24 protein-coding genes and 1 tRNA gene are annotated in these 25,025 nt (G+C 52.2%); 13 read left to right on the forward strand and 12 right to left on the reverse strand.

Annotation, left to right across the window (positions count from 1 at the left end):
* Positions 1–122 precede the first annotated feature (122 nt).
* The 3 genes from GK091_RS12295 (at position 123) to GK091_RS12305 (ending at position 2,374) form a co-directional block, all read left to right on the forward strand.
* Complete coding sequence (locus tag GK091_RS12295) at positions 123–620, forward strand: YybH family protein (protein WP_246202220.1); 498 nt, start codon at positions 123–125, stop codon at positions 618–620.
* Positions 621–698: 78 nt separating this feature from the next.
* A complete protein-coding gene (locus GK091_RS12300; RefSeq protein WP_246202221.1) occupies positions 699–1,976 on the forward strand; it encodes an MFS transporter in 1,278 nt (425 codons plus the stop codon).
* Complete coding sequence (locus tag GK091_RS12305; protein WP_170312650.1) at positions 1,973–2,374, forward strand: hypothetical protein; 402 nt, start codon at positions 1,973–1,975, stop codon at positions 2,372–2,374. The genes GK091_RS12300 and GK091_RS12305 overlap by 4 nt, the downstream gene beginning before the upstream one ends.
* A gap of 197 nt (positions 2,375–2,571) precedes the next feature.
* Here GK091_RS12305 and hslU read toward each other — a convergent pair whose 3' ends face one another.
* Both hslU and porQ read right to left on the reverse strand, forming a co-directional pair.
* On the reverse strand, positions 2,572–3,957 hold the full coding sequence (gene hslU, locus GK091_RS12310) for an ATP-dependent protease ATPase subunit HslU (protein ID WP_164038062.1): 1,386 nt from the start codon (positions 3,955–3,957) through the stop codon (positions 2,572–2,574).
* Positions 3,958–4,148: 191 nt separating this feature from the next.
* Positions 4,149–5,195, reverse strand: coding sequence for a type IX secretion system protein PorQ (gene porQ / locus GK091_RS12315; RefSeq protein WP_164038065.1), 1,047 nt, complete (start codon positions 5,193–5,195; stop codon positions 4,149–4,151).
* Between the two features lie 185 nt (positions 5,196–5,380).
* Between porQ and GK091_RS12320 the strand changes: the two genes are divergently transcribed.
* The gene (locus tag GK091_RS12320) at positions 5,381–6,967 is read left to right on the forward strand and encodes an acyl-CoA carboxylase subunit beta (protein WP_164038068.1); all 1,587 of its coding nucleotides are present in this window, start codon (positions 5,381–5,383) and stop codon (positions 6,965–6,967) included.
* Positions 6,968–7,299: 332 nt separating this feature from the next.
* Here the strand turns inward: GK091_RS12320 and GK091_RS12325 are convergent, their stop codons facing one another.
* The gene (locus GK091_RS12325) at positions 7,300–8,487 is read right to left on the reverse strand and encodes an aspartate aminotransferase family protein (RefSeq protein ID WP_164038071.1); all 1,188 of its coding nucleotides are present in this window, start codon (positions 8,485–8,487) and stop codon (positions 7,300–7,302) included.
* A gap of 43 nt (positions 8,488–8,530) precedes the next feature.
* Between GK091_RS12325 and GK091_RS12330 the strand changes: the two genes are divergently transcribed.
* Positions 8,531–9,721, forward strand: a complete 1,191-nt coding sequence (locus GK091_RS12330; RefSeq protein ID WP_164038074.1) for a hypothetical protein — start codon at positions 8,531–8,533, stop codon at positions 9,719–9,721.
* A 153-nt stretch (positions 9,722–9,874) separates the two neighbouring features.
* On the opposite strand, the gene GK091_RS12335 is transcribed toward GK091_RS12330, so the two are convergent.
* From GK091_RS12335 to GK091_RS12345, 3 genes are all read right to left on the reverse strand, one after another.
* A complete protein-coding gene (locus GK091_RS12335) occupies positions 9,875–11,071 on the reverse strand; it encodes a hypothetical protein (RefSeq protein ID WP_164038078.1) in 1,197 nt (398 codons plus the stop codon).
* 133 nt (positions 11,072–11,204) lie between these two features.
* Complete coding sequence (locus GK091_RS12340; RefSeq protein WP_164038082.1) at positions 11,205–12,041, reverse strand: type 1 glutamine amidotransferase; 837 nt, start codon at positions 12,039–12,041, stop codon at positions 11,205–11,207.
* A 44-nt stretch (positions 12,042–12,085) separates the two neighbouring features.
* On the reverse strand, positions 12,086–13,186 hold the full coding sequence (locus tag GK091_RS12345; RefSeq protein ID WP_164038086.1) for a carboxylate-amine ligase: 1,101 nt from the start codon (positions 13,184–13,186) through the stop codon (positions 12,086–12,088).
* A gap of 175 nt (positions 13,187–13,361) precedes the next feature.
* Here GK091_RS12345 and GK091_RS12350 point away from each other — a divergent pair, with 175 nt between their 5' ends.
* Positions 13,362–13,628 carry a hypothetical protein gene (locus GK091_RS12350; RefSeq protein WP_164038089.1) on the forward strand — a complete coding sequence of 89 codons (267 nt, stop codon included), beginning with the start codon at positions 13,362–13,364 and terminating at the stop codon, positions 13,626–13,628.
* A 16-nt stretch (positions 13,629–13,644) separates the two neighbouring features.
* Here the strand turns inward: GK091_RS12350 and GK091_RS12355 are convergent, their stop codons facing one another.
* From GK091_RS12355 to GK091_RS12365, 3 genes are all read right to left on the reverse strand, one after another.
* On the reverse strand, positions 13,645–14,055 hold the full coding sequence (locus tag GK091_RS12355) for a hypothetical protein (RefSeq protein ID WP_164038092.1): 411 nt from the start codon (positions 14,053–14,055) through the stop codon (positions 13,645–13,647).
* Positions 14,056–14,116: 61 nt separating this feature from the next.
* Positions 14,117–15,298, reverse strand: a complete 1,182-nt coding sequence (locus GK091_RS12360; RefSeq protein ID WP_164038096.1) for an alpha/beta hydrolase family protein — start codon at positions 15,296–15,298, stop codon at positions 14,117–14,119.
* 102 nt (positions 15,299–15,400) lie between these two features.
* A complete protein-coding gene (locus tag GK091_RS12365) occupies positions 15,401–16,468 on the reverse strand; it encodes an ATP-grasp domain-containing protein (RefSeq protein WP_164038099.1) in 1,068 nt (355 codons plus the stop codon).
* 376 nt (positions 16,469–16,844) lie between these two features.
* On the opposite strand from GK091_RS12365, the gene GK091_RS12370 reads away from it, so the two are divergent.
* Both GK091_RS12370 and GK091_RS12375 read left to right on the forward strand, forming a co-directional pair.
* Entirely contained in the window at positions 16,845–17,774 is a 930-nt protein-coding gene (locus GK091_RS12370) for an RHS repeat domain-containing protein (protein WP_164038102.1), read from the forward strand.
* 282 nt (positions 17,775–18,056) lie between these two features.
* A complete protein-coding gene (locus GK091_RS12375) occupies positions 18,057–18,416 on the forward strand; it encodes a hypothetical protein (protein ID WP_164038105.1) in 360 nt (119 codons plus the stop codon).
* Between the two features lie 178 nt (positions 18,417–18,594).
* Here GK091_RS12375 and GK091_RS12380 read toward each other — a convergent pair whose 3' ends face one another.
* Positions 18,595–19,299, reverse strand: a complete 705-nt coding sequence (locus tag GK091_RS12380) for an esterase family protein (protein ID WP_164038107.1) — start codon at positions 19,297–19,299, stop codon at positions 18,595–18,597.
* 143 nt (positions 19,300–19,442) lie between these two features.
* Between GK091_RS12380 and GK091_RS12385 the strand changes: the two genes are divergently transcribed.
* Together GK091_RS12385 and GK091_RS12390 are read left to right on the forward strand one after the other, a co-directional pair.
* Positions 19,443–20,300, forward strand: a complete 858-nt coding sequence (locus GK091_RS12385; RefSeq protein ID WP_164040778.1) for an alpha/beta hydrolase — start codon at positions 19,443–19,445, stop codon at positions 20,298–20,300.
* Positions 20,301–20,345: 45 nt separating this feature from the next.
* Positions 20,346–21,161, forward strand: a complete 816-nt coding sequence (locus GK091_RS12390) for a glycoside hydrolase family 16 protein (protein ID WP_164038111.1) — start codon at positions 20,346–20,348, stop codon at positions 21,159–21,161.
* 182 nt (positions 21,162–21,343) lie between these two features.
* On the opposite strand, the gene GK091_RS12395 is transcribed toward GK091_RS12390, so the two are convergent.
* Complete coding sequence (locus tag GK091_RS12395; RefSeq protein ID WP_164038114.1) at positions 21,344–21,592, reverse strand: hypothetical protein; 249 nt, start codon at positions 21,590–21,592, stop codon at positions 21,344–21,346.
* A gap of 584 nt (positions 21,593–22,176) precedes the next feature.
* Positions 22,177–22,250: transfer RNA gene (locus GK091_RS12400), tRNA-Met, on the reverse strand.
* A 174-nt stretch (positions 22,251–22,424) separates the two neighbouring features.
* Here GK091_RS12400 and GK091_RS12405 point away from each other — a divergent pair.
* From GK091_RS12405 to rpsO, 3 genes are all read left to right on the forward strand, one after another.
* Entirely contained in the window at positions 22,425–22,817 is a 393-nt protein-coding gene (locus GK091_RS12405) for an START-like domain-containing protein (protein WP_164038117.1), read from the forward strand.
* A gap of 126 nt (positions 22,818–22,943) precedes the next feature.
* Entirely contained in the window at positions 22,944–24,446 is a 1,503-nt protein-coding gene (locus tag GK091_RS12410; RefSeq protein ID WP_164038120.1) for an LptF/LptG family permease, read from the forward strand.
* A 116-nt stretch (positions 24,447–24,562) separates the two neighbouring features.
* Positions 24,563–24,838 carry a 30S ribosomal protein S15 gene (gene rpsO, locus GK091_RS12415; protein ID WP_164038123.1) on the forward strand — a complete coding sequence of 92 codons (276 nt, stop codon included), beginning with the start codon at positions 24,563–24,565 and terminating at the stop codon, positions 24,836–24,838.
* The last annotated feature ends 187 nt before the right edge of the window (positions 24,839–25,025 follow it).

Genomic DNA, 25,025 nt, shown 5'->3' on the forward strand with positions numbered 1-25,025 from the left:
GGTGAAACAATTGTGTTTCGCCCACTATTTTTATGTCTGTATCGTACTCATCCCAACTAAAGAGAAGCTGGTTTGGCTAAGCCAGACAATCCGTTCAGGCTACCGTACTTATGTAGAGTAATATGAAACAGCTACGCTTATTTCTTTTCCTGCTCGCGCTGACGGGTGCGTGTCGTTCACGGGTCGACAGTCCCCGCGAGATGAACTCGACCAGCCTGCTTCGGCAGAAAGCCATTGACGAAATTCGTGAAGCCGACCAGCGATTCAGCGTGATGTCCGAAAAACAGGGAATGGCGAAAGCGTTTACGGCTTATGCCGCCGACGACGTGATCCGGATGAATGACGGGGCTGCGCCAACGGTTGGGTTCGATTCGTTGCGGGTACAGATGAGTCGGTTGCCCGCCAAAGGACCCGTGCTGACCTGGCAGGTGCTGAAGGCCGATGCCGCTCATTCGGGGGAGTTGGGATACACGTTTGGCCAATGGACGCTGACCAGAAAAGATGGAAAAGGAGCTTTGAACGCACAGTATGGCGTTTACGTCACCGTCTGGAAACGCCAGCGAAACGGCCAGTGGCGGTTTGTGCTGGATGGCGGCAACACCACGCCCGAGCCAAAATAAAGGCGGTGTTTTAGGGTTCGGTACGCATGGTTCAGGAGAACCGGCTACCTTTGCTGTACCCAACAACAAATAGCCGACTTGTCCATTACCCGTTCCATTGTAGACCGTCAAACCTCGGGCGGCACTTCCCTGTACTCGCTCTCGTTCTGGTTACTGTGCGCCAGTAACTTTCTGTTTTCGGCCAGCTTTCAGATGATGATCCCTGAGCTACCCGATTACCTGACGAAACTGGGTGGGCGGGAATATGTGGGTCTTATCATTGCGCTGTTTACTTTCACGGCGGGCGTTTCGCGTCCATTCAGCGGAAAAATCACGGATACAGTCGGCCGTGTTCCCGTCATGGCCTTCGGGTCGATTGTCTGCTTTTTCTGTGGCTTTTTATATCCGTATCTCATCACGGTCTGGGGCTTCCTGGCCCTTCGGCTCATCCATGGTTTCTCGACGGGAACAAAGCCGACGGCTACCTCGGCCTACGTTGCTGATGTGGTTCCGGCCAATCGCAGGGGCGAGGCTATGGGAACATTGGGCCTGTTTACAGCCATCGGTATGTCGCTGGGTCCCGCCATTGGGAGCTGGTTAGCTGATGACTACTCCATGAATGTTATGTTCTGGACGTCATCCGCCTTTGCGTTACTATCCATTCTTATCCTGCTTCAACTGCCCGAAACGCTGGTTACTAAACAGCCCTTTCGGTTTAGGTTACTGCGCCTGAAAAAGGAGGAAATTTTTGATAAGCAGGCGTTGCCGCCGTTCATCGTTCTGCTGCTGCAATCGTTTTCATCGGGCGTGATATTGACGGTCATTTCGACGGTGAGTTCGTCGCTTGGTATTGCCAACAAAGGCTTGTTTTTTACGGTCTATACCATTGCCTCGCTTGGCGTTCGGCTGCTGTTCAGCAAAACATCGGATCGGTACGGACGAGTCCCGATTCTGTTCATCTCCACGGTTGTGCTGGCCTTTTCGATGGTCCTGTTGACGCTCACTGATCCACTGGACAGCCATGCGCTCATCTGGTTCTGGACGGCCGCTATTTTTTACGGCATGTCGTGGGGGATGAACTCTCCAACCATCCAGGCCTGGACCGCCGATCTGAGCGACGAAAAGACCCGTGGACGCGCTATGGCGACCATGTATATTGCCCTTGAAGCTGGTATTGGTCTGGGGGCGGTGGTGTCGGGGTGGTTGCTCAATCACCTGGTGGGGGAAGCGGGAATCGACGCGTCGTTTATCGTGTCGGGCGGACTAGCCTTGGTTGCCGTCCTGTATCTGGGCTGGTTCTGGCGCCAACGGCAAAAGACCGGCCATCGCCCTATGAGCGAAGCTGACGAAATGGCGCTAGTCGATGGGGAACCATGATCGACGCAATTGAACCCAAAATCCGGCCTTTGGTGGATGCCCTGAACGCTTCGGGTCTCGTTCGCACGTTCTCCAGTTGTGAGGGACATTTCAATCCCGATGAACAGACAATCGTGGACCGAAATCGGGCTGACGTGCGGTTCGTACCCGCCGATGGTGTTTCACCCAGCGAGGTGGAGGCATTTTTGGCGACTATTCTAGCGCGTTTCAAGCGTCAGCATGGCCTGATTCCCGTTCATGTGCTGGGTTACCAACTGTACACGCCCATTGATGAGGAAACCGTTGAACAGACATTCGTTCTGGAACTTCGCCCATTCAATCGCTTTGATCCACCCGACCGCAAACGGGCTGATACGGACCACGCCATTGGGCAACTGGTGCGCATTGTCGTCGCGTAACTGACCCGTTTACCCTCACCGCCCGGCCCTCCCCGCAACGGCAGGCCGCCCAAAACAGGAGAGGGGCTACATGATGCAAAAAAGTCGTTTTGTCGTGAGGGGACAGGGTATCGAAAAAAAAGCCCCCTCTCCCGTTTCGGGCGGTCCGCCGTTGTGGGAGAGGGGTTGAGGTTGGGGAGGTCGGCAGGCAGCACCCACTACAAAATATATTGGCTCAAATCGCGGTTCTGGACCAGGCCGTTTAGTTTTTCGTTGACCAGCTCCTTCGTAACCACGACGTGCGCATTGGCACCGATTACGTCTGGAATATCGAACATGAAGTCATTCATCAGATGGCTGAGTACGGTTTGCAACCGCCGGGCACCGATATTTTCAACTTCCGCATTCACTTCGAATGCAATGTGGGCCAGCTCGCGAAGGGCATCATCCTGAAACGTCAGCTCGACCTGTTCAGCGGCTAGCATAGCTACGTATTGCTTGGTCAGGGCGTTTTTGGGCTCCTTCAGAATGTGGTAGAAATCATCTTCCGACAAACTTTGCAACTCCACCCGAATTGGGAAACGGCCCTGCAATTCCGGAATTAGATCGCTGGGTTTGGTTACGTGAAACGCACCAGCCGCGATAAACAGGATGTGATCGGTATGGATAACACCATACTTGGTATTCACCGCACTACCTTCCACGATCGGCAGTAAATCGCGCTGAACGCCCTCGCGGCTAACATCCGGCCCACCACCACCGTTGCCGGAGCGGGACGAAGCAACTTTGTCGATCTCGTCGATGAAAATGATCCCGGCATCTTCGGCTTTTCGGATCGCTTCTTCCTTCACTTCGTCCATATCGATCAGCTTGGCGGCTTCTTCTTCCAGCAGAATCGTGCGGGCTTCGGCGATGGTCACTTTACGTTTTTTGCCGCGTTTAGGCATCATACCGCCGATCATTTCCTGAATGTTCATCATGGAAAGATCGTCGACAGCACCACCCATAACACCAATATTCGGAGTCTGGCTTTGCTGAACGTCGATATCAATTTTCCGGTCGTCCATTTCGCCGGAGCGGATTTTCTCGCGGAATCGTTCGCGGGTGCGCTCATTCAATTCGGCGTCAGCGTCTTTCCCGTCGGTCTCGGAACCCACCTGACCCAGGACTGGCTTCACGGGCGGAATCAAAATGTCCAGAATAGCGTCCTCTGCGAGTTGCTGCGCCTTTACCTGAACCGCTTCTTTCTTGGCCGCACGCACCATATTGACCGACTGCTCGACCAGGTCGCGTACCATGCTTTCGACATCGCGACCGACGTAGCCGACTTCCGTAAACTTCGAGGCTTCGACCTTAATGAACGGTGCATCCGCAATCTTAGCGAGTCGTCGGGCAATTTCGGTCTTACCGACGCCCGTTGCCCCAATCATCAGAATATTGTTGGGCGTGATCTCGCGCTGCATGTCGGCGGTGCTGTTCATGCGACGCCAGCGATTACGCAGGGCAATGGCCACGTTGCGCTTGGCATCATTCTGGCCGATAATGTACTGGTCTAACTCTGCAACAATTTGCCGAGGTGTAAGGTCTTTGAGTATTTCAGTCATCGAAAAAACGGAGTAGCTTCTGCAACCCCGTCAAAGAAACACAGGAAACGCGAAAATGTGCGAAAGACACGTGATTTTTTGGGAATCGTGCCGTTTGGGCCGTGAGCGGCACGATTCGGTTTCGCACGCTGCCCGCCCCATAGCCATGAGCTTATCAAATTCGATCAAAAACGACTTGACTGGCGCTCGCGCTACTTGACGAACCGGTCCAGGTCGATACGCATGGACAACTGACTGGTTCCGGCGGTAGGCACCGATGAAAAACGGGCGTAGGTGAGCTGGAAGCCCCGCGCCTGCACCGAAGCGCCGAATGAAATACCCGCGCCCCCGCTGCCCGTCGTCAGTTTGCCTTCCTGCCGTTTCTGATGATTGTAGCCAACCAGCAGATGCACGTACCGGCTGACGAGCAGTTCGGCCCCAACGCTCAAATGGCGGGCAATCTTTTCCGGTACGCTCGTCGTCTGCGGAATAAGGTTGCCATTCAGATCATACCGGACAGTCAGGTTGGGGTCGTTGTAGCTAATGTCGAACCGTTGGAGATGATGAGCCGTCACCGTTAACCGGATGGGGGCGTGTCTGGGTTTGACCGTCAACCCGGCCTGCAAATCGAAGGGCAGATCCGCATCGGCCGGACCATAATTTTTGAGTAAATACCCGACGTTTTTAGCGACCAGGCCAATGGTTAATTCCTGTTTGGGGTGCCGCCAGACCCCGCCCAGATCGGCCAGAATCCCGAAGGCTGAATACGTCTCGATGCTTGATCCAACGGCCTTAATCGTAGCGCCCAGCGTAAAATTGCCTTCCGTGCGGGCGTGGGTCAGGCTCAGGGCGTAGTCGTTGGCGGAGAAGGTGCCCAATGAGTTGCCCGCCGGGTCGGTGAGGTCAAACTGACCGTAGCTGAGGTATTGCAAACCCGCAGCCCAGCGGGAATGCCGGTCCGGTTCTTTTGACCCAAAAGGCAATCCGTATTGCAGGGTGTAATACTTAGCCGCGGCCAGATATGGCATCAGGCTGATCGCCAGTTGGTTGTCGTTGATGGAGTCGGCCAGGGCGGGGTTGTTGAGGTGATAGGCACCATCCGGTTGTGTCGCCGTTGCCACCTGCCCGCCCAGCGCGGCAACCCGGGCGTGTGTTGGCAGGTCCAGGAATGAAAAAACGCGCTGTCCACCGAGCGTCTGAGCCCCGGCCCAGCGGGAAAGAAAAAGTAAGACAATCAGTCCCAGGAAACGGTTCCGCACAGATCGAACGACTAGTGATTTCGACAAATGTCGGCGAAAAAGCCTGAAAGCTCAATAGCCTGATTCGAATCGGCCATAGGTAAAAACGAATGCAGGTTTATTCCACGGACAAACGCAATCTAACCCGTAGGATTCGGGAAGAAAATTTAACTTTGCCTGATTCGCTTTCGCTAAGACCAACCCTCATGCAGACTGAAACCCGACCCGACCCTGACTTTTCATCGACCGCAGACCCTACCAAAACCAATATACTGGCCCAAAAGCACGCGGAAGCTGAACTTGGTGGCGGCCAGAAGCGCATCGACGCGCAACACGCAAAAGGGAAGCTCACGGCTCGTGAACGCATTGCTCTGCTTGTCGATGAAGGATCGTTCGAAGAAATCGGCAAGTTCGTCATGCACCGGACCCGCGATTTTGGCCTCGACAAAGAACATTATCTCGGTGATGGGGTCGTCACGGGGTATGGTACGGTCAATGGGCGGCTAACCTACGTTTTCGCCCAGGATTTTACGGTCTTTGGCGGTGCGCTGTCAGAAACACACGCCGAGAAGATTTGTAAACTCATGGATCTGGCGCTGCAAAATGGCGCTCCCCTGATCGGATTGAACGACTCCGGTGGTGCCCGTATTCAGGAGGGAGTACTGTCGCTGGCGGGGTATGCCGATATTTTCTACCGAAACACCAAGGCTTCGGGCGTAATTCCGCAACTATCGGCCATTATGGGCCCCTGCGCAGGTGGTGCTGTATACAGTCCGGCGATCACCGATTTTATTTTCATGGTCGAGCATACGAGCTATATGTTCGTGACCGGCCCGAACGTGGTCAAGACCGTTACGCACGAAACCGTTACCGCCGAAGAACTGGGCGGAGCCAGCACCCACAGCACCAAATCGGGTGTTACGCACTTCGCCTGTGCGAACGAACTGGCTTGTATTCAGGATATTAAGCGACTCCTTAGCTATATTCCGCAGAATTGCGAAGATGATCCCGCGCTGCTTCCCTACGAGGCACAGGATGAGTCACGACCGGGGCTGAACACGATCATTCCCGGCAATCCGAACCAGCCTTACGACATGCGCGACGTAATCGAGGAACTGGTCGATACCGCTAGTTTTATGGAAGTGCATAAAAACTACGCCGAAAATATTGTTGTTGGTTTTGCCCGGATCGGGGGGCGCAGCATTGGCGTCGTTGGCAACCAGCCCTCGGTGCTGGCGGGCGTACTCGACATCAACGCCAGTACTAAAGCGGCCCGTTTTGTGCGGTTCTGCGATTGCTTTAACGTGCCGCTGCTGGTGCTCGAAGACGTTCCCGGCTTTTTGCCCGGTACCGATCAGGAGTGGAATGGCATTATTACGAACGGAGCCAAGTTGCTGTTCGCTTTTTGCGAAGCTACCGTTCCCCGCGTCACGGTCATTACGCGTAAAGCCTACGGCGGTGCCTACGACGTCATGAACTCGAAGCATATCGGTGCCGACCTTAACTACGCCTGGCCTACCGCCGAAATCGCCGTTATGGGAGCCAGCGGGGCCGCCGAAATTATATTCAAACGCGAAATTGCGGAAGCCGAAGACCCGCAGGCCAAACTTCAGGAGAAAGTGCAGGAATACACTGAGAAGTTTGCCAACCCGTACCGGGCTGCGCATCGGGGCTACATCGACGAAGTGATCAGGCCCGATCAGACGCGCCAGAAATTGATCCGGGCGTTTGGTATGCTGGAAAACAAGGTAGCCGCCATGCCAAAGAAAAAACACGGCAACATTCCATTGTAATCTGGGTAGTGCGAACGGTCGGCCGTTGCCGTGGGAATCCGCATTCGTCTTGATTTAGATTCAGGGACTTGGGTAGTGCGGGTGGTCGGCCGTTGCTGTGGGAACCCGCACTACCTAAATTCAGGGCCAGTCAATGAAGCCGCAGGCACAAATGCACTTAACGAAACTTTTTGCATCTTTGTGTAAGAACCTTCACCAAGTTGCAAACACGTATGGCCAATCAATCCACCAAAGACCCCGGTAGCTTACTGAAAACCGTGCTGATCGGTCTGTTGATTATTTTTAGCCTAGCGCTGGTCGTTGGCACACTGTCCGTCGTTTTCCCGTAAGCGTCAGCTATCCAGTACCGATAAAAGTACCGCACACGCTTCCCGAATTTGCTCGTCCGTGATGATCAGCGGTGGGGCAATGCGCATCGAGTTGTTACAAAACAGGAACCAGTCGGTGATGACGCCCTTGTCAATGGCCCGGTCAATAACGGGTTTCAACACATCAAACGACGCAAATTCAACGGCCAGCATCAATCCTTTGCCCCGTACTTCCCGAATGGCGGGATGCTTTAGCAACTGCCGGAACAACTGGCCTTTCGCTTCGGCGGCTTCGTGAAGTTTCTCCTCTTTAATCACCGTTAGGGTTGCCAGCGAGGCTGCGCACGACACCGGATGACCGCCAAACGTGGTGATATGGCCCAGAATCGGGTTGTTTTTGAGTACGCTCATCACCGCTTCTGAGCTGATAAACGCACCGATCGGCATCCCGCCCCCCATGCCTTTCGCACACAGCAGGATATCGGGTACAGCCCCGACGGCTTCGAAGGCCCAGAATGTGCCCGTCCGTCCGAAACCGGTCTGAATTTCGTCAAACACCAGTAACGCGCCAACATCCGTGCATCGTTGGCGAACCGCCTGTAAGTAAGCGGCATCGTGAACCCGAATCCCCGCTTCGCCCCCGATCACTTCCATGATGACAGCTGCCGTTCGTGTGGTAATTTTCTCGATGTCAGCCCAATGGCCGGGGTGTATATGCCGTATATCGGGCAGAAGGGGTCGGTAATTACGCTTAAAATTTTCGTCACCCGACAGCGACAGCGCGCCCTGCGTTGAACCGTGGTACGCGTTAAAACAGCTTATGATCTCGGTCCGGCCCGTAAAGCGTTTGGCTACTTTCATCGCTCCCTCAACGGCCTCCGTCCCCGAATTGGTGAAGTAAACCGAATCCAGACCGGTGGGCAACGTTTCCGACAGAGCATGGGCCAGCAACGTTTGCGGGGTTTGTACGTACTCCCCGTAGACCATCAGGTGGAGGTATTTATCCAGCTGGTTCTGAATCGCTTCCAATACGCGCGGATGCCGGTGGCCGACGTTACTGACGCCAATACCCGAAATCAGGTCCATGTACGGTTTGCCCGCCGTTGAATAAATAAATACACCTTCTGAACGCTCGATTTCCAACCCTAACGGGAAATCGGAGGTCTGTGCTATGTGCTGAAAAAATAACTGTCGGTGTGTCACCGTTTGCATACTACTATAAACGTTAAGCCTCTTCATCCTAACACCCCGGATCATGAAAACAGTTCTTCTCCTGCTGACACTTTTCCCGGCGATCTGTTGGGCACAACGGGTCAAAATTACGGCTGAAGACATGGCCCGTAAACAATCGTTTCTGCTGCTGCGCGACGGTTCGGTGGTTCGCGGGCAGCTCATTCGCCAGGATAGTCTGCTGATCACCGTCCGGAAAGCTGGTGGTGACCTGACCTTTATTGAATCGGATCAGTTGATTGGTGTTATGCCTATTCGACCCCGCCCGGTCAACCAAACCCCGACAACGGCGCTGTATTCGGTCTTTGTGTTTAAAGACAGCTCACGGATAGAAGGCCGCTTTGTTCGGAAAGATAGCACGATGATTACGGTGCGAAAGCGGAATGGGCAACTCACGTATTTTGAGCCGGAACTGCTCGATCACGTCGATTCGGTACGGATCGGGACCCGGCTGCCTATCGATTCGGCGCGGCTGTTCAAAAATCGGTTCTCTCCCTGGCTGCTGGTTGGCCAAACGGCCTACAATCCCGAAAAAGGGCGCTTTTATTACCGGAACACCTGGCTCTTGGTGAACGAGTTTCAGTACGGGATTACCCGTTTCTGGAGCGTTGGTGCCAGTTTTGTAGCACCACTCCCGTGGTTGGGTTATTCCGGAATCGAATCGATCCGCAATCCTGTGTTGAACCGAATGCGGTTGACATCGAAGCTAAGTGCGCCAATCGGTCAGGCGTTGCGGGCGGGACTTAACGTAACTTACCAGCCGTCTACGAACCGCGACTTTTATCGTCCGGGTGTGTGGACGTTTCAGGCATTGGCTTCCATCGGGAACAGCCAGCGGAATGTTACCATCGGCTACGGACTTGTAAACCGGGGAAGCCAGCGGGTATATGAGTACTGGTCGTCGGCGTATCCTACCCCCTTTACCGATCAGCGCGTGCCCGATCAGTCGTTTATGACCGTGGGTGTTGTCCAAAAAGTATTACCGGGTCTGACGTTGCTGAGCGACAACCGGATTAACCTGGGGAAAAACTATTACGGCTATGACGACAACGGCGAACGCGCCACGGTATCGTTTGCTTTTCGGCTCGATCGTCGTCGTCACGCCTTCGATCTTGGCGTTTACGGGTTTCTCTATCGAAACAATTATTACTGGGACGGCAAAATGGTCCGGTTCTACCCATACATCGGCTACAACCTGATCTTTGGTAGTAAATAGAGGCTTCACGGTGCTTGATACGCCGTATCTCCAAGATACGGCGTATCAAGCACCGTGAAGCCTCAGTAAATAGGGTGTTATGATAAATGGGTAGATGGTCTACTACGATTCAGACCATCTACCCATTTATCATAACACCCTACTAATCAACAATCACTTTTCAAAAAAGCAGACCGTTCCGCCAACCCAGTCGAAGTCTTTATTGAACCGAACGCCGATCATTTCACCCCGGCTCAGACGGCTCAAATTCGTGAGCAGCGTTGGTTTTGCATCGCCTTTTGGCCAGATAAACAACATCCGGATTTCGGCCTTGATGAGCCCGTCGGGTGCCTGAACAACTGGTTCGTACTTGACTTTCCGCTGGATCAGATAACCGGTTCGTTGATCCGCAGGAATCGCGTCGAGATCAGCCGCTGTAATGTGCAGTTTAACGCCACTGCCCGCAAAGGAGAACAGGGGTTTCAGCACGTAGTTCTCCAGATCCGCCGGATACTCAGTCAGGTCAGACAGGAAATAACTGGCTGGTACATAGGGACTTTTTATGAAAGGTAATGTGTATTTACTGATCCGGAAAAACCAGTTCGGGTGCCCAACCCATTCCACATCGACATCATCGGTGAGGTGAAAGTCGGTCTGAAGATCAGGAAAGTTCTGTAAATCATCGAAAATCAGGCGGTTATAAATTCGCTTGATCCGGATTAATTGGCCATCTTTTTCGTAAAACAACTGCCGACCCTCTTTTTTTATCTTCGTCAGGCAAACGGGCGCAACGCCGAGATACCGTTCGGTTACAGCAAAATCGACGCGTGTTTTCTGCTTTTCCGGGTAAATTTCCAGCAGGATAACCTCGTCCGGATGGCAGTCGCCGACGATCATCTGCCGGAGCCGATCCAGATACTCGTCATTCGTGGAGACGGTAAATAGATGAGACAGCTGATCCGGTATCGGGAATGCGGCCCGGAATTGGTCGGCCAGGTAGGGCTGAAACGCGTATAAAGACGGGAATCCCTGTAATTCGATGAGTTGTGGGGTTAGCTCCATGTTTTCATCGGTGCAGACCGCAAAATCGACCGCGAGAAATTGCGTGTGGTCATCCTCATTGGGTACTCGCTGACCCTCCGGAATGGCCTGTTCCGTCAGGGTTTTAAAGTCGTCGCGCGTGATGACATCCACGATCGCATCGCACGCGGACAGCAATTTATCGGTTAAGATTTTTGGAACAAAAACGGGCGTCTCGGCCACGCGGAAATCCAGTTGACCGGGCAGGTCCGTATCGATTTTGTCCAAAAAAGCCCGGTAACGTTCCGGGCTGAAGGCTTGATTGTAGGCTTGGCGAACTGACTGAATCATAGTTCTTTTTAAACAGAATGACAGATTTTACCTGGACCTGAACGAGTCATTTTCTGACAGGATCTTCCGTATTTACGTTGAGAAAAGTGCCGCCATGTAGCGACTCGCAAGCCAGAAAATCCTGTCAGACCCCTTAATTCAGTTCGACAAATTGATCGGAGAGCGACAGGGCCGCAATGGCCTGACGCAGAAAACCGGGGAGAATAACGGACTCCGTTAGCGCAATTTTGTCCGGGTCCTGCAAATAGGCGACCATTTCGTCGTATTTCTCCTGTCCGAAGTTGGTTACGATCTGATTCCGTTTCTCATCGGTCAGGAAGTAGCGCAACATACCCTCGTTGTCCGCTTCGGGATGAAACTGAGTACCCACAATTTCGGGTGAAAAACGAATGGCCATAACGGCGCGGTCGAGCGGCACGTGGGGCCGGATTTTCTCCAGGCACAGAATCGACGCACCCATCTCGTTCATGCGATCCAGGTTGGGTTCGGTGATCTGATAATCTCGCGAATCAACCGCGTAGAACGGTTCGGGTAACCCCTGGAAAACGGCATCTGCACAGCCATCGTCCGTCTGGTGAATGGGGAAAATGCCGAATGACGTTGATTTGCGTTTGCTGAGAAAGCCTAATTCCAGATGCCGGACGGTTAGCTGGAATGAATGACAGATCAGGAACACGAACTTCTTGCGATCGTTTTTCCGGTTCCAGGCAAATAGCTGGTCGATCAGGTTGAAATACGGTTTTTCCCACGCTTCCTCAGAGGCCAGCGGGCTGCCCGGTCCCCCGGACGAAATATAAATATCGTAATCCAGACCGGGAATTTCAGTACCCGCCCGAACGTTAAACACATCGAAAGCCAGTTCGGCCTGGTCGTTGCCCTGGACGCTTCGGATAAGATGCAGAATACAACGCATGCCTTCGTTGGCGTGGTTGTTATTCATGTCCAGTACGGCGATTTTTGTTAAGCTCATAGTGATAGGTTGCGATAGGTTGACGCAGACCGTTCAGGAAAAAACTAGTTTATGCCAAAAGAAGTTTCCTCAACTATGTAATCGACGACCCGCTTGAGGTCGTTGTGTTGTTGGAAAACAGCGAGTTGGCGGTCTGCGCCCGTGCCCATTTCCAGGATTTTTAGCACGTATTCGCATTCCGCCCGGCTGCCTAGTTCGTCAACCACATCGTCGATAAAGCTGAGTAATTCGTGGATCAGATGATGGGTTGGCACTTCTTCCTGCTTGCCGAAATCAATGAGTTTCCCCTCAATGCCGTAGCGAGCGGCCCGCCATTTGTTCTCGTTGATCAGTATCCGACGGTAGGGCCGGAAATTCAAATTCTGTTTGTGCAGCTTGTAAATTTTAGCAACCAGCGCCTGCATGATCGCGGCCAGACAGATCGTTTCGTCGATCCGCATCGGCACGTCGCAAATCCGAAACTCAATGGTGTCGAAGAAGGGGTGCAGCCGAATATCCCACCATATCTTTTTGCCATTGTCGATGCAGTTGGTCTTCACGAGCAGCGCGATGTACTCATCATATTCGGCCGCCGACGAGAAATAATCGGGAATGCCCGTGCGGGGAAACTTGTCGAACACCTTCGACCGGTACGATTTGAAGCCCGTGTTGCGACCCCGCCAGAACGGTGAATTGGTTGAGAGCGCGTACACATGGGGAAGAAAGTAACGCACGGCGTTCATGATCTGAATACCTTCGTTCCGGTTTTCGATGCCCACGTGCACGTGCAGACCAAATATGAGGTTGGACCGGGCAACATCACGCAGTTCATCAATAAGCCGGTCGTACCGCTCGTTGGGCGTGATGAGCTGTTCCTGCCAGTCCGAAAACGGGTGCGTACCGGCCGCAGCAATCTTCAGGTTCTGCTTATCAGCCAGCTCAATGATCATTTTGCGGAGGTACGTTACCTCTTGGCGCGCATCCTGAATGTTATGACAGATGTTGGTGCCTACTTCAACAACGGCCTGGTGCATCTCCGCTTTTACGCGTTCCTGAAGAACGATTTGTCCACCATCAACAATCTTTGACATGTGGGAGCGTAACTCGCCGGTTGCAGGATCAATCGTTTGAAATTCTTCTTCGATTCCGAGAGTAAATACGGGCATTAGCGAAAGGGGTTAATATCAATGGGTTAGTCTTGCTGCGTAAAAATGAGTCTTTTGGTGCGTTGAGCTGCGGACCGTTAAATAATCGACTAGGAGGTAATATACTGGTTTTTTATAAACTCAAAGCGCGAACGATGGTTTTTCATGATGAACGCAAAATAAACAATAACCGAACATGCGAACGCCGAACGAAAAAAAATTGATTGCCAAATACTGGTGGATGGGTGGCAGTGGAGCGATGCTCCTGGGCAGCGGACTGGCCGTGTTGCTGCACGGATCAAAAATGAAGGAAGTCAACGAAGATCCTTGGTTTTGGGTGAGTACGGGCGGGTTTGCCCTCATCATGTCAGGGCTGAGCTTCATTGGCGATGCCAACCGATTCCGCACGATGGCTGATGTATTACAGGAACTGGATCGACGGGAGAAATTGCCCAAACACTGATGAGTACGACGAACAGCTAGGGGAGCCGTACCAATGTTCGGGTGGCAGTGGGCGACTGCCGGAAGCCCAGTTCGAAGAAATTGTCAACCGTCAGTAAATCACCTTTTCGATCGATCGCATAATCCGCGCTTAGCGATGAACTAGATAGCATGCTTCGAACAAAAATTCGGTTTCCCTGCACCTGGTAGCTATAAATGCCGCTGCCAATTTTGGGAAGCAGATCACCGGTAGCGTTTCGTTCTTTACCCCGGTTTACGGTAAGCCAGTCGGGTAGGGGAGACCCCGTGTGGTCGATATTGAAACTGAGTGTGTCCTGCCGCATTGTTCGTTCGACCCATCGACCCGTAAGGGTGTCCGGCGAAACGGGATCGGACTGCTGGCAGGCTGCACTTACCAGCACGAGGCATAGGAGAAGACGAGAACGCATGGTCAGGTGGTTGGTTTCTGGTAATGAGTCCATTGACAGGCAGCGGGTTGGAAGCGATCCGCTACTTTTTAAGCTGCTCGAACCAGTCCAGCGACCGGCGCATAAACAAGACCTCCGTTGGTACGTGCGAGCCACTGGGAATAGCTACCAAATGGAGGTTTGCTGATCCACGCTGCCGCATGGCGGTATACGTTTGCTGGGACGTGAGAAACGGAATGATTTCGTCCTGCTGACTATGAATAAGCTGGGTCGCGGTGGCGGTGTGCCAGGTCGTCAGGTCATTATCGGCTAGCGCTTTTCCGAAGGGTGACAACGGGTTACGCACGTCAGCCCGAAACTCGTCCGTACACAGTTGATCAAAACTGGCCGTAATTGACCGGGTGCTGTCGAGCGACTGCGTAATCTGCTCCGCATAAGGCGCTTTGAAGTAGTAACTGACGGGTTTGTTCAGGCCATAAATACGGTTGTAACTTAGGGTTTCCCAGGCATAGATGTAGTTGGCAATCCCGCCCACGGTTGTATTCTGCGTCACGTACCGGAAAAAGTCGGACATGGCATAGGGACCCGCTCCGCAGCTCGACCCGCTCAAGGGAAGCTCCTGGCCGTATTTTTCTTCCAGCAGTTGCTGAGCCGACAGCGTAGCAAAACCGCCTTCGGAATAGCCCGCCAAAAATAACTGATTGGTCCACGGAACACCTTTCTGGGCCAGAAAAGCCTTCGTTGCCAGCATCATATCGACCGTTGCCTGGGCGAGTGTCTGGCGGTGCTCGTAGTTGTGCGGAACGTGATCGGCTGCACCATAGCCGATGTAATCCGGACAGGCAACGATGTAGCCGTGGGTAGCAAAGTAGAGGGGATACGAAAAGCTGGCTGCGCCAAAGTTAGTCCCCGAAGGTACTTCTGTATTCGAAAAAGCCGTGGGATGCTGAAAGCTGAGGAGCGGGTACCGGTTACTGGTCGAGTCGAGCTGGTTGGGCAGGTAGACAATGCCCGATGCGGTGATGGTTGTCCCATCCGTGAGCGTTGTCTGGTAAACGATCCGATTTACGCTTACTTGATAATCAGCCGGTTGATAGGTAAGGGAGTCGTTGGTTGATGTGAGCAGCCGGAGAACCGCGTTCGTATAGAAAACAAGTTGACTGGAACTGATCAAGACGGGTTTGGGCGGGGTTGACGGTGGGCTACAGGCTGAGAAAACGAACAAACAACCGAAAACGAACGCGACTAATAACTTTTTTTTCATGTACTCGACTACAATGGACTATCAATAAGTGCAACTACCCATACGCCCGCAAAGCCATAGCGGTGTATGGCTTTGCGGGCGAGCATTGATGGCTTGGCTTGGTTACTCCTTCGTTTTCTTACCTTTCTTTGGTTTTTCTTCGGCTACGGCAGCCTTCGGTGTTTTGGTTGCCTTCGGGGCTTCAGCCTTTGCTTCCGTTGAGGGTACAGCGACGGGTCCGGCAATAGACCCCCGGACGAACGTACCCCAGGTCAGATTGTCCTTACCCGTTTGGGCCTTCTGGGCGCGATCGATAGCCATGGTCGCGGCTGCTTCGACAACCCAGTCAAAATTTTCCTGACCAACCGAATGAATGTCGGCATCGGGAGCCGGATTGCAGAAATCAATGGCAATGGGGATACCGTCACGAACCGCAAATTCGACCGTGTTAAAGTCGTAACCCAGGCCATGATTCAGTTTGAGCACGTACTCGGTCATTTTCTTGAGCAGTTTCTTGCCCGCGTCGCCGGTCGTCTGCATCTCGGCGGCATACCGCAGGTGATGCGGGTTGCGCGGTTCATACGGCATGATGCGCACCTCTTTGCCGCCAATGCAATAGCACCGGAAATAATCCGTAAAGTCGATTGCTTCCTGATAGAGCATCACCAGTTGACCGGTTTCGTCGTAGGCTTTGAACATCTGATCGGGATTATCCACTTTATACACGCTTTTCCAGCCACCGCCCGCGTGGGGTTTCATGAACGCGGGAAAGCCAATATGGTTGAAGATTGCGTCCCAGTCCATGTTTTGCAGATTGCGGAACGAATTATGATTCGTATCGTCGGGGCGCTCTTTGGAAGGCAGCAGAATCGTTTTCGGAACCGGAACACCCAGTTGTACGGCCAGTGCGTTGTTAAAAAACTTCTCGTCGGCGCTCCACCAGAATGGGTTGTTGACAACGGCAGTACCCGTTAAGGCTGCGTTTTTGAGAAACGCTTTATAGAAGGGTACATCCTGCGAGATACGGTCGATGATGACCGCATAATCGGTGGGAACACTCTGTTCCACCTGATCGATACGAACAAATTCCGCGGGAAATTTGCTTTGTTTCTCATTGACACGGTCGACAAAAGCTTGCGGAAATGTGTTTTCCTGGCCGAATAAAATACCAATCTTAGTTTTCTTGCTCATAATCAGTTAGTTAGGTTCAATTGGCGTGATGAGAGTACAACAGTGGCAAACCAAATGGTTGAATCTGTGCTCTTTAGGAGGGTAAACTTACGTAGTTTCCCGATTGTTCTTACAGGTTCGATCAAAATCAGTGCTGGTTTTCAACCGGCATATTCCCCGTGCGTGTCGTCTACCGCAAGGCCAGCAAGGAGCATCTTGGTGGTCTGGCCAGCGCGAACGTAAGGCTCTGGTTCAGTACCCGCCCGAAGCAACTGCCGACAACTGCTTACAGAATAGGGACAAATTCTACCAGTTTCAGGTCATCCACGATCCAGCTGCGTAACTGTTTTGTAGGTTTAGGGCAGTCTGTAACCAAATCCATCAATCATCCATAACCATGAACGCACGTCTCGCTCTTTTTCTGACTTTCTGCCTGCTGGCCGGGGGACTGGTCTCCTGTTTTGATCATCGCTTTCCCGATATCACACCCGGCTCAACACCCGCTCGGTTACGCGTAAAATCGTTGACGGAGGAACTGGCCAATAACGTCGTGCGCATCACCGCGTTCCGGTACGATCCACAGGGCCGACTCAGCTCCCTGGTTAGCTTCCAGCCGCCCGATAGCAGCATGGTGACCATTTACTACAGTAACTTTCGCTATGATGCACAGAATCGACTCATCCAACTTCAACGCATAGCGGTCCCCTCCCCCCGTCCCGCTGGCGGAGTTGTCAGTGGCCCCGTCGAGAACTACGCGTATGCGTACAATGGAGCCGGGCAGGTATCCAGTATTGCCTACACGAATGGCTTGACCTGGTCCTATACCTACAACAGTGATAACCGGTTAGCTTCCGCTTCTGCGGTGTATAGCCATCCTCGCTTCAGCATTAGGGGAAATCTTCAGTTTACGTTCACGGGCAAAAACCTGACCCAAACCATCGGCGGAACCGGCATTACCTATCAGGGAATGCCACCCGGGACCAGTGTGGGCTTTCCCGGCGTACATAGCGCCGATTATACGCACGATGATAAGATAAATCCGTTCTACGGCTTATTTGTCATTCCTTCGGCGGCCAGTGGCTTTGTCAACATTTTATCCGGCCCATCGACACCCGGCGCGCTGTTCGGCGGCACGGACAGTGTGCTGACACTGAGCCAGAATAATGTACTCACTGAAACACCCCCTTCGGGCTACACAGCCGAAACGATCAGGTATCAGTATCAGTATAATGCTGCGAACCTGCCCACTGAGCGTACCAAGGTTACGACTTTCCCCAATAGTTCGTCGACCACAGATGTGCTGCGCTTTGACTACGAGTCCTATTGATCGCCAGTAACCTCCCGGTCGTCATCTACTAGAATCACCCGGCAAAAACCCGGCCTTGATCCGATCAAATCAGGGCCGGGTTTTTGCCGGGTGGGTCAGACGGTCAAGGTGCCCGCTATAGATACCTCCGTTCCTACATTTAGGTAAGTGTACACAAACAATGTTTTCCTTTTCCCGTTGATTCGACATGTCACAAACCGTGGCTTATTCGCCAAGTTGCTCAGAACGAGAGCATAACTTCCGGATGGTCAGTCAGTACCGGCTTGTTTTTTCAACGGGATTATGGATATTGATCCACAGAGTAAGCTCGAACAAACCGTTGCCAGCTGGTTGCAAGCGCTGGAGCAATTGCACCATTGGTACGGGAAGCTGGATACCGTGATAACGTCGCTCCAGTCCGTCGAATACCGCCCAGTCACCAGCCCCCTTGTTCGGTCAACGTGCTGGTCGCTTGCCCGGCTCGAGCACTTGCAGACTGACGTATACCAGCTGATGGTTAGACTGGAAGCTCAACCCTGGACCGAACAGGTACAACCAATTTTTGCGCTGATTACGCTACTGGCTGACGATACAAAACGCATTGCTTACTGGACTGCCATTATCCGTCAGGCGTTGCAGTCCAATACGGCGGGAAGTGCTTAGGCGATGACCGGTAGGGCAGAAATTTATTAACCTGGCTGGTGAAAAGATAGCCCGCTATGGGTATCCCGATCGCCCAAAAACTGCATTGATGTAGGGCAATTGAACCGGTCAAACGGTATGCGAGCCAGCCAATTGCCAGATTCGTTGCCGTTAACCCGTCGTTAGAAAGCGCTAGCCGTTAAATCTGACTCAGGTAGCGTGGGAATTGGTCTTTCCAGACCGGCCAGTCGTGATTACCCCAGGGCGATACATCGAGTTGGTGACGGATTCCTTTCCGGCTCAGAATGCCCGACATGGTGTAATTATCGTCTTTGCAGAAATCATATTCCGATGTTCCCAGCACGATGTTCATGTGGTAAAACTCGTTGTTCTGCGCATTGGGTAAAAAGTCGGGTGGATTGTTATAATAGACATTCTCATCGTAATACCCACCGAGAAACGACCGAATATTGAAAGCTGCGCCCATTGTCAGCAAATGGCCTACCTGCTCGGGATGGCGAAACGCAAAATTCAGCGCGTGGTAGCCACCGAACGATGCACCGGATACGCCGATCTTCTTGACGTTACACTCCCGCTGAATGCCCGGTACCAGTTCCTCGTGCAGAAAGCGATCGTAGAGAACGTGGTTCCAGATGCGGGTGCCGGGGTGCAGGTGCTTGGCGTACCAGCTATCCCGGTCGATACTGCCGATACAGTATAACTTTACTTTGCCCGTTTCCACAAACCAGCGGGCCGTATCGGTCAGGCCAAAATCTTTGTACTCGTAATAATGCCCCATGGAGGTTGGGAACAGGATGACGGGATACCCCCAGTTGCCGTAAACCAGCATCTCAATATCGCGACCGAGGTGGTGAGAGTACCATTTTCGATAATCTTGCTGCACCGTACTAGTTGTTTAGAAGTGACCTGTTTTTCGGGTGAAAAATAGAGTAAATAGCTCGTATCGACAAAAATAGACCGCCGTAAGCAGAAAAAATCCCTACTTTGCACGTTGTGATCCCATTACTCCTGACATTTTTTGCGCTTATGGCTGTTCATTTTCCGGCCTCTTCTCCTGCCGAGTCACCTACCGTAACGCTTCGTCCCGATGATTCGTTAGTGTCTGTTCCACTCCGCCGTTCGGTTCGACTGGACATTATCCTACCACCTGATTACGAGTCGTCCGATCGAACCTATCCCGTGCTGTACCTGAACGACGGCCAGGATCTGGCTAAGCTTCGACTGACCAGTGTGCTGGATTCACTCTACCAGAAACAGGCTATCCAGCCTTTTGTGCTGGTAGCCATTTATGCCGGCGATCGGATCCAGGAATATGGCACCGCAGCCCGCGCCGATTACATGAACCGGGGGAGCAAAGCCGGGTTGTACACCGATTTTGTGCTGACCGAATTGTTACCGTACATAAAAAAACGCTACCGGGTCAGTAGTGAACCCACCCAATCGGTCTTTGCTGGTTTTTCGCTGGGTGGATTATCCGCTTTTGACATCGTCTTTCATCATCCCGATAAATTCAGTCGGGCAGGTGTATTTTCGGGTTCGTTCTGGTGGCGGAGCAAAAGCACGGAAGACGGTTACCGCGACGAAACCGACCGCATCATGCACGATCTTGTTCGTAAAGGCGGGCATCACCAGAGTTTGAAATTCTGGTTCGAGACCGGTACCGAAGACGAAACCAGCGATCGGAACAACAACGGCATTATCGATTCCATCGAAGACACGACCGACCTGATCGATGAACTGGTTAAAAAAGGATACCGCTGGCATCGCACCGCTAGCCAGGAAACAGACATCCGGTACGTCGAGATCGTCGGGGGTAAACATAACCAGGACACCTGGAGCCAGATCATGCCCGATTTTCTGACGTGGGCGTTCGGCAAGTCGTGAATAAGTAACTGATCAGATCGGCTAACTAGTGAAATTATACCGGTAATGAAGTATCTATTGACGCTACTGATGGGGGCACTGGTCGTTTCACTGGCCTGTAAAAGTCCGGATGGGATCGTATTAACCAAGTCCGCAGCAAAACGAAAGCTGGTATGGGCTGATGAGTTCGATAAAGCGGGCCTTCCTGACTCGACGAAATGGGCGTATGAGGTGGGTGGTAACGGCTGGGGCAACAACGAGCGCCAGTTTTATACGGCCAGACGCCTTGACAATGCACGGGTCGAAAATGGAAAACTGGTCATCGAAGCCAGAAAAGAACCATTCCAGGGCAAGGACTATACGTCGGCCCGATTAGTGACGCAGGGAAAAACGACCTGGACATACGGTCGAATCGAAGCAAAAGCCAAGCTTCCCGCCGGACGGGGCACCTGGCCTGCTATCTGGATGCTGGGCAAGGCGAGTGCAACGACTGGCTGGCCGATGTGCGGTGAGATTGACATCATGGAACACGTGGGATTTGACGAGGGCGTCATTCACGGCACCGTCCATACGGAAGCGTACAACCACGCGAAAAAAACGGAAAAGGGCAAGGCTGTTACGATCAGTGATGTAACGACCGCGTTTCATCTATATGCCATCGAATGGACGGCTGACCAGATTGATTTTTTCGTCGATGACCAGAAATACTATAGTGTCCGGAAAGCCGATCTTGGCGCTGCCGAAGCGCAATGGCCGTTCGATCAGCCTTTTTTCCTGATCCTGAACGTGGCCGTTGGGGGCAATTGGGGTGGTCAGAAAGGCGTTGACGAAACCATCTGGCCACGGCGTATGGACGTGGAGTATGTCCGCGTGTATCAGTAAAGCGGAGCACGCAGTTGTACTTCCATATCGCCAGCTTCGTCGCCATCAACGGGGTCAGTCGCTGTTGTGTAAATACGCTAGCGTGGCACGCTACACCTTCTCTGAGAAATCCCCACTGAAAGGGAGCAAACCAGGGTATGGCTTTACCCCATCAAACGTGCAGACGGGCGAACAGACAGGAATCACACTCGTCGCAGCTTTCCCAATACCTGATTGTATTCAGCGATAAATGCGTGACCAGCCCGGTTCTGATCGTAGATGTACTGGCGAATCAGCTCACTGGAGCTAGTGTCGGTACTGGTTGGCGAAGCACTTGGGACAATTGTTCGTAGCAACGCTTCCGCTGTAGCCGCCGATCGACAATTGGCTGTAATCGTGGCTTCGAGTCGTTGTTTTTCCTGAAGCAACTGATTCAGAGTGTGCTGATTCATAAAGGTGTGGGTTGAATTCGTGTAAAGGACAACGATTACTTCATCAGATTTGGGTGTAAGCCTACCCCTTACGGACAAAGCGTACTGCACTTGTTTACTACTCGTATACTTAATGTGCTTCCAGATTAGTTAAACGGACAAATACGCTCTGAAATTAACCGTATTACTACGTAAAAACTCGCTATTTCATCCATACCGTTAACGGGTGAGGCTACCCATCGGTCTGATCCAAAAGCTGAATTCACGCTGATTATGGGCGCTGAGGGACTACGTGATTGATCGATTATCCGGTAATGCCTTGGATTTTTCTGGTAGCGGAAGTGAGATCGAGTGCGAAAAATCGGGTAGATTCGAGTCCGTACGATCAATTGGTAGTGAATGTGTCTGGTGTTTTGTGCCGATGACACGGCCTCATTGATCGACGTTTTTTTACGTAGAATACGCCCAGTTCAGGCGTTCCGGTCAAGCAGAGATCGCAGGCATACCGCTGTATAAACCAGGGTCAGAAAGGCAGAAGAAAAGCCCTAAACGCCAAAAACCCGCCTTTAGGGCGGGTTTCGTGCTGGACTCACGTAGAGTCTGAGTAGCGGGGAGCAGGATCGAACTGCCGACCTTAGGGTTATGAATCCTACGCTCTAACCATCTGAGCTACCCCGCCGGGATTGATTCCACAAAAGTACGAAAAAATTGGCCTGACGCAAAAAAGTGCGTTGACTTTCGCAAAAAAAATCGTTTACCTTTGCTCAGACGGGGTTGCTTGATTCCATCGATTTGGTTCTAACGAACTGACATTCCGATTTATAGTCCCCATTCCTTTTCCTAACGAAGTACTATGGAAAAAATTAAATTCGTTGCCGAATACGAACTCCGGGCATCCCCCAAAATGCTGTTTCCTTACATTAGCACGGCCTCTGGCTTATCGCAGTGGTTTGCTAACAAGGTGAACACGATGCCAGAGCAACGGTTCGATTTTCAATGGGACAACGAGAGTCACATCGCCCGCCAGGTATCGATGCGCCAGAATAAAGGTGTTCGCTTCGAGTTTCTAGAAACCGCTGAGAACGGATCAGATAACAACTATGTCGATTTTCGGGTCGATCAATCCGAACTTACCCAGTCAACCTTCCTCCGCATAACCGATTACTCCTCGACCACGGACGAAGACGAACTCCAGGATCTTTGGGACGGCCTGATGGATAAGCTAAAGGAAATTGTGGGTAGTTAATAGTTGTTAATTAACGATCGACAAATGAACTCCACAGGTGGTCCCGATTGTATACTATACGGGGTCATGGGGTAATCGCCTGGCTGTTTTCTGGTACATTCGGGACCGCTCAGGCGGTACAGTAGAATGAAAAAAATAGATAAGTTAGTACTCGGCTCGTTCTGGGGGCCGTTTGTTCTCACACTGGGCGTCGTTATCTTTATCTTTCTGATGCGGCTCCTGATGTTCTACATCGACGAGTTCGTTTCGAAAGACCTCGATCTGGCTACCTTCGGCCGCCTTCTCTTTTATTTTGCGCTCTTAACGATTCCAACCGCGCTTCCGCTGGCGGTACTGCTGTCGTCACTCATGACGTTCGGTAACCTCGGTGAGTTTTTCGAATTGACTGCCCTCAAAAGTGCCGGCATTTCGTTGACCCGGGCCATGCGTCCGCTGCTCGTGGTTGCCGTCGGAATCAGCGCTTTCTCCTTCTGGTTCAACAACACGGTGTCGCCCTGGGCTAACCTCAAAGGCTACAGTCTGCTGTACGATATAAAAACCGCCAAAGCCACGCTCAGCCTGAAAGAAGGTATTTTTTACAACGACCTGCCTGGCTATAGTATCAAGGTCGACAAAAAGATCAAGACCGGCAAAGAGAGTACAACGGGCGACCTGCTGAAGGGGCTGGTCATCTATAAGCATCCCACCAATGGCCTTGAAACGGGTAATCGCGAAATTATTCTCGCCGATTCGGGGCGGATGTATACGGACAAAGACCGGACGTACCTCGTCTTTCAACTCTTCAACGGCAATGACTACCAGGAATATTCGGGCAACAGCACGGTAACGTATGCCAGCAACGGCGCACCCGGTAAGGGAGCGGAGTTTGTTCGCAATGGCTTCAAAGACTACCGGCTGATCATTAGTATGGAGTCATTCGGTATTAAGCGGACCGACGAGAATCAGTTCGAGTACCATGAGTACATGAAAGACCTGAAGCAGCTCTCGGCGCTGACCGATTCGCTGCAAAAAGACTACAAAAATACGAGCCTGAGCGTTGCCAGTACATCGCGCCAGTACTACAATTATCAGTTTAAAGCCGGTACGACCACCGCCCAGAAGCTGGTGAAGGACGGTAAATGGATCGATTCGCTGGTCCGAAAACAGAAAATTGCCAAACCCGAACTCGCTCAGGCCGCTATGAGTCAGGCGCAGAATATCCTGTCGTATGCCACCTCGAACGTGTCTTACCTGACCGAGAAAGAAAAAAACGTCTGGAAATACCAGCTGGAGAGCCATCATAAATTTACGCAGTCCATTTCCATCTTCGTCATGTTCCTGATTGGGGCGTCGATGGGGGCCATTATCAAGAAAGGCGGGTTCGGCCTGCCGGTTCTGGTGTCGATCGTGTTCTTTATTTTCCTCTATATCCTGACGCTGACGGGCGATAAGTACGCAAAAGATGGGCTGCTGCCGGTACCCGTCGGTGCGTGGATGGCGAATCTGGTCCTGTTTCCGGTCGGTTTATTTCTTATGCAGCGCGCCCGCTACGATTCCCGGTTATTCGATAAAGACGTGTACATCATTGCCTGGGAGCGCCTGAAGCGCAAATGGACCGCCTACCGGAACAAATCGTCGGTTGCCGGTTGATCAGTCATCGGGCCGATTTCCTGCCCGGCGGATTACGAAAAACAACCGACTAATCATAAATTTCCGTATATTTGCACCCAAATTCAATTTTTCATTAATTAATTAGCTGTCTGAAGATGTATCTAACGACCGAAAAAAAACAGGAGATCTTCTCCACCTCGGGCCACGCCAAAAGTGCAGCGGACACCGGGTCGGCCGAATCCCAGATCGCGCTGTTCACGTTCCGGATCAGTCACCTGACCGAGCACCTGAAAGTTCACAAGCACGATTACGGCACCCAATTGGGTCTTTTGAAATTAGTTGGTAAGCGTCGGCGTCTGCTGAACTACCTCCAACAGAAAGAGATCACACGATACCGGGCCATTCTGGCCGCACTTGGTCTGAGAAAATAATCGGACCGCGTCTAAAAAAGGGAATCTGCTGACCAGTAGATTCCCTCATTTTTGTGGTTTCTTCAGGAAACGCTGCCGGGTAAGGTGAACGCAGGTTGAGACGGAGTTTAAAAGAGAGGTTTTAAGGACAGACGAGGAGTATCCTGGTCTGACATAGCGGTAAAGCTGTAAGAGAGAGTATTCAAAA

Source organism: Spirosoma agri (assembly GCF_010747415.1).
Lineage (GTDB): Bacteria > Bacteroidota > Bacteroidia > Cytophagales > Spirosomataceae > Spirosoma > Spirosoma agri.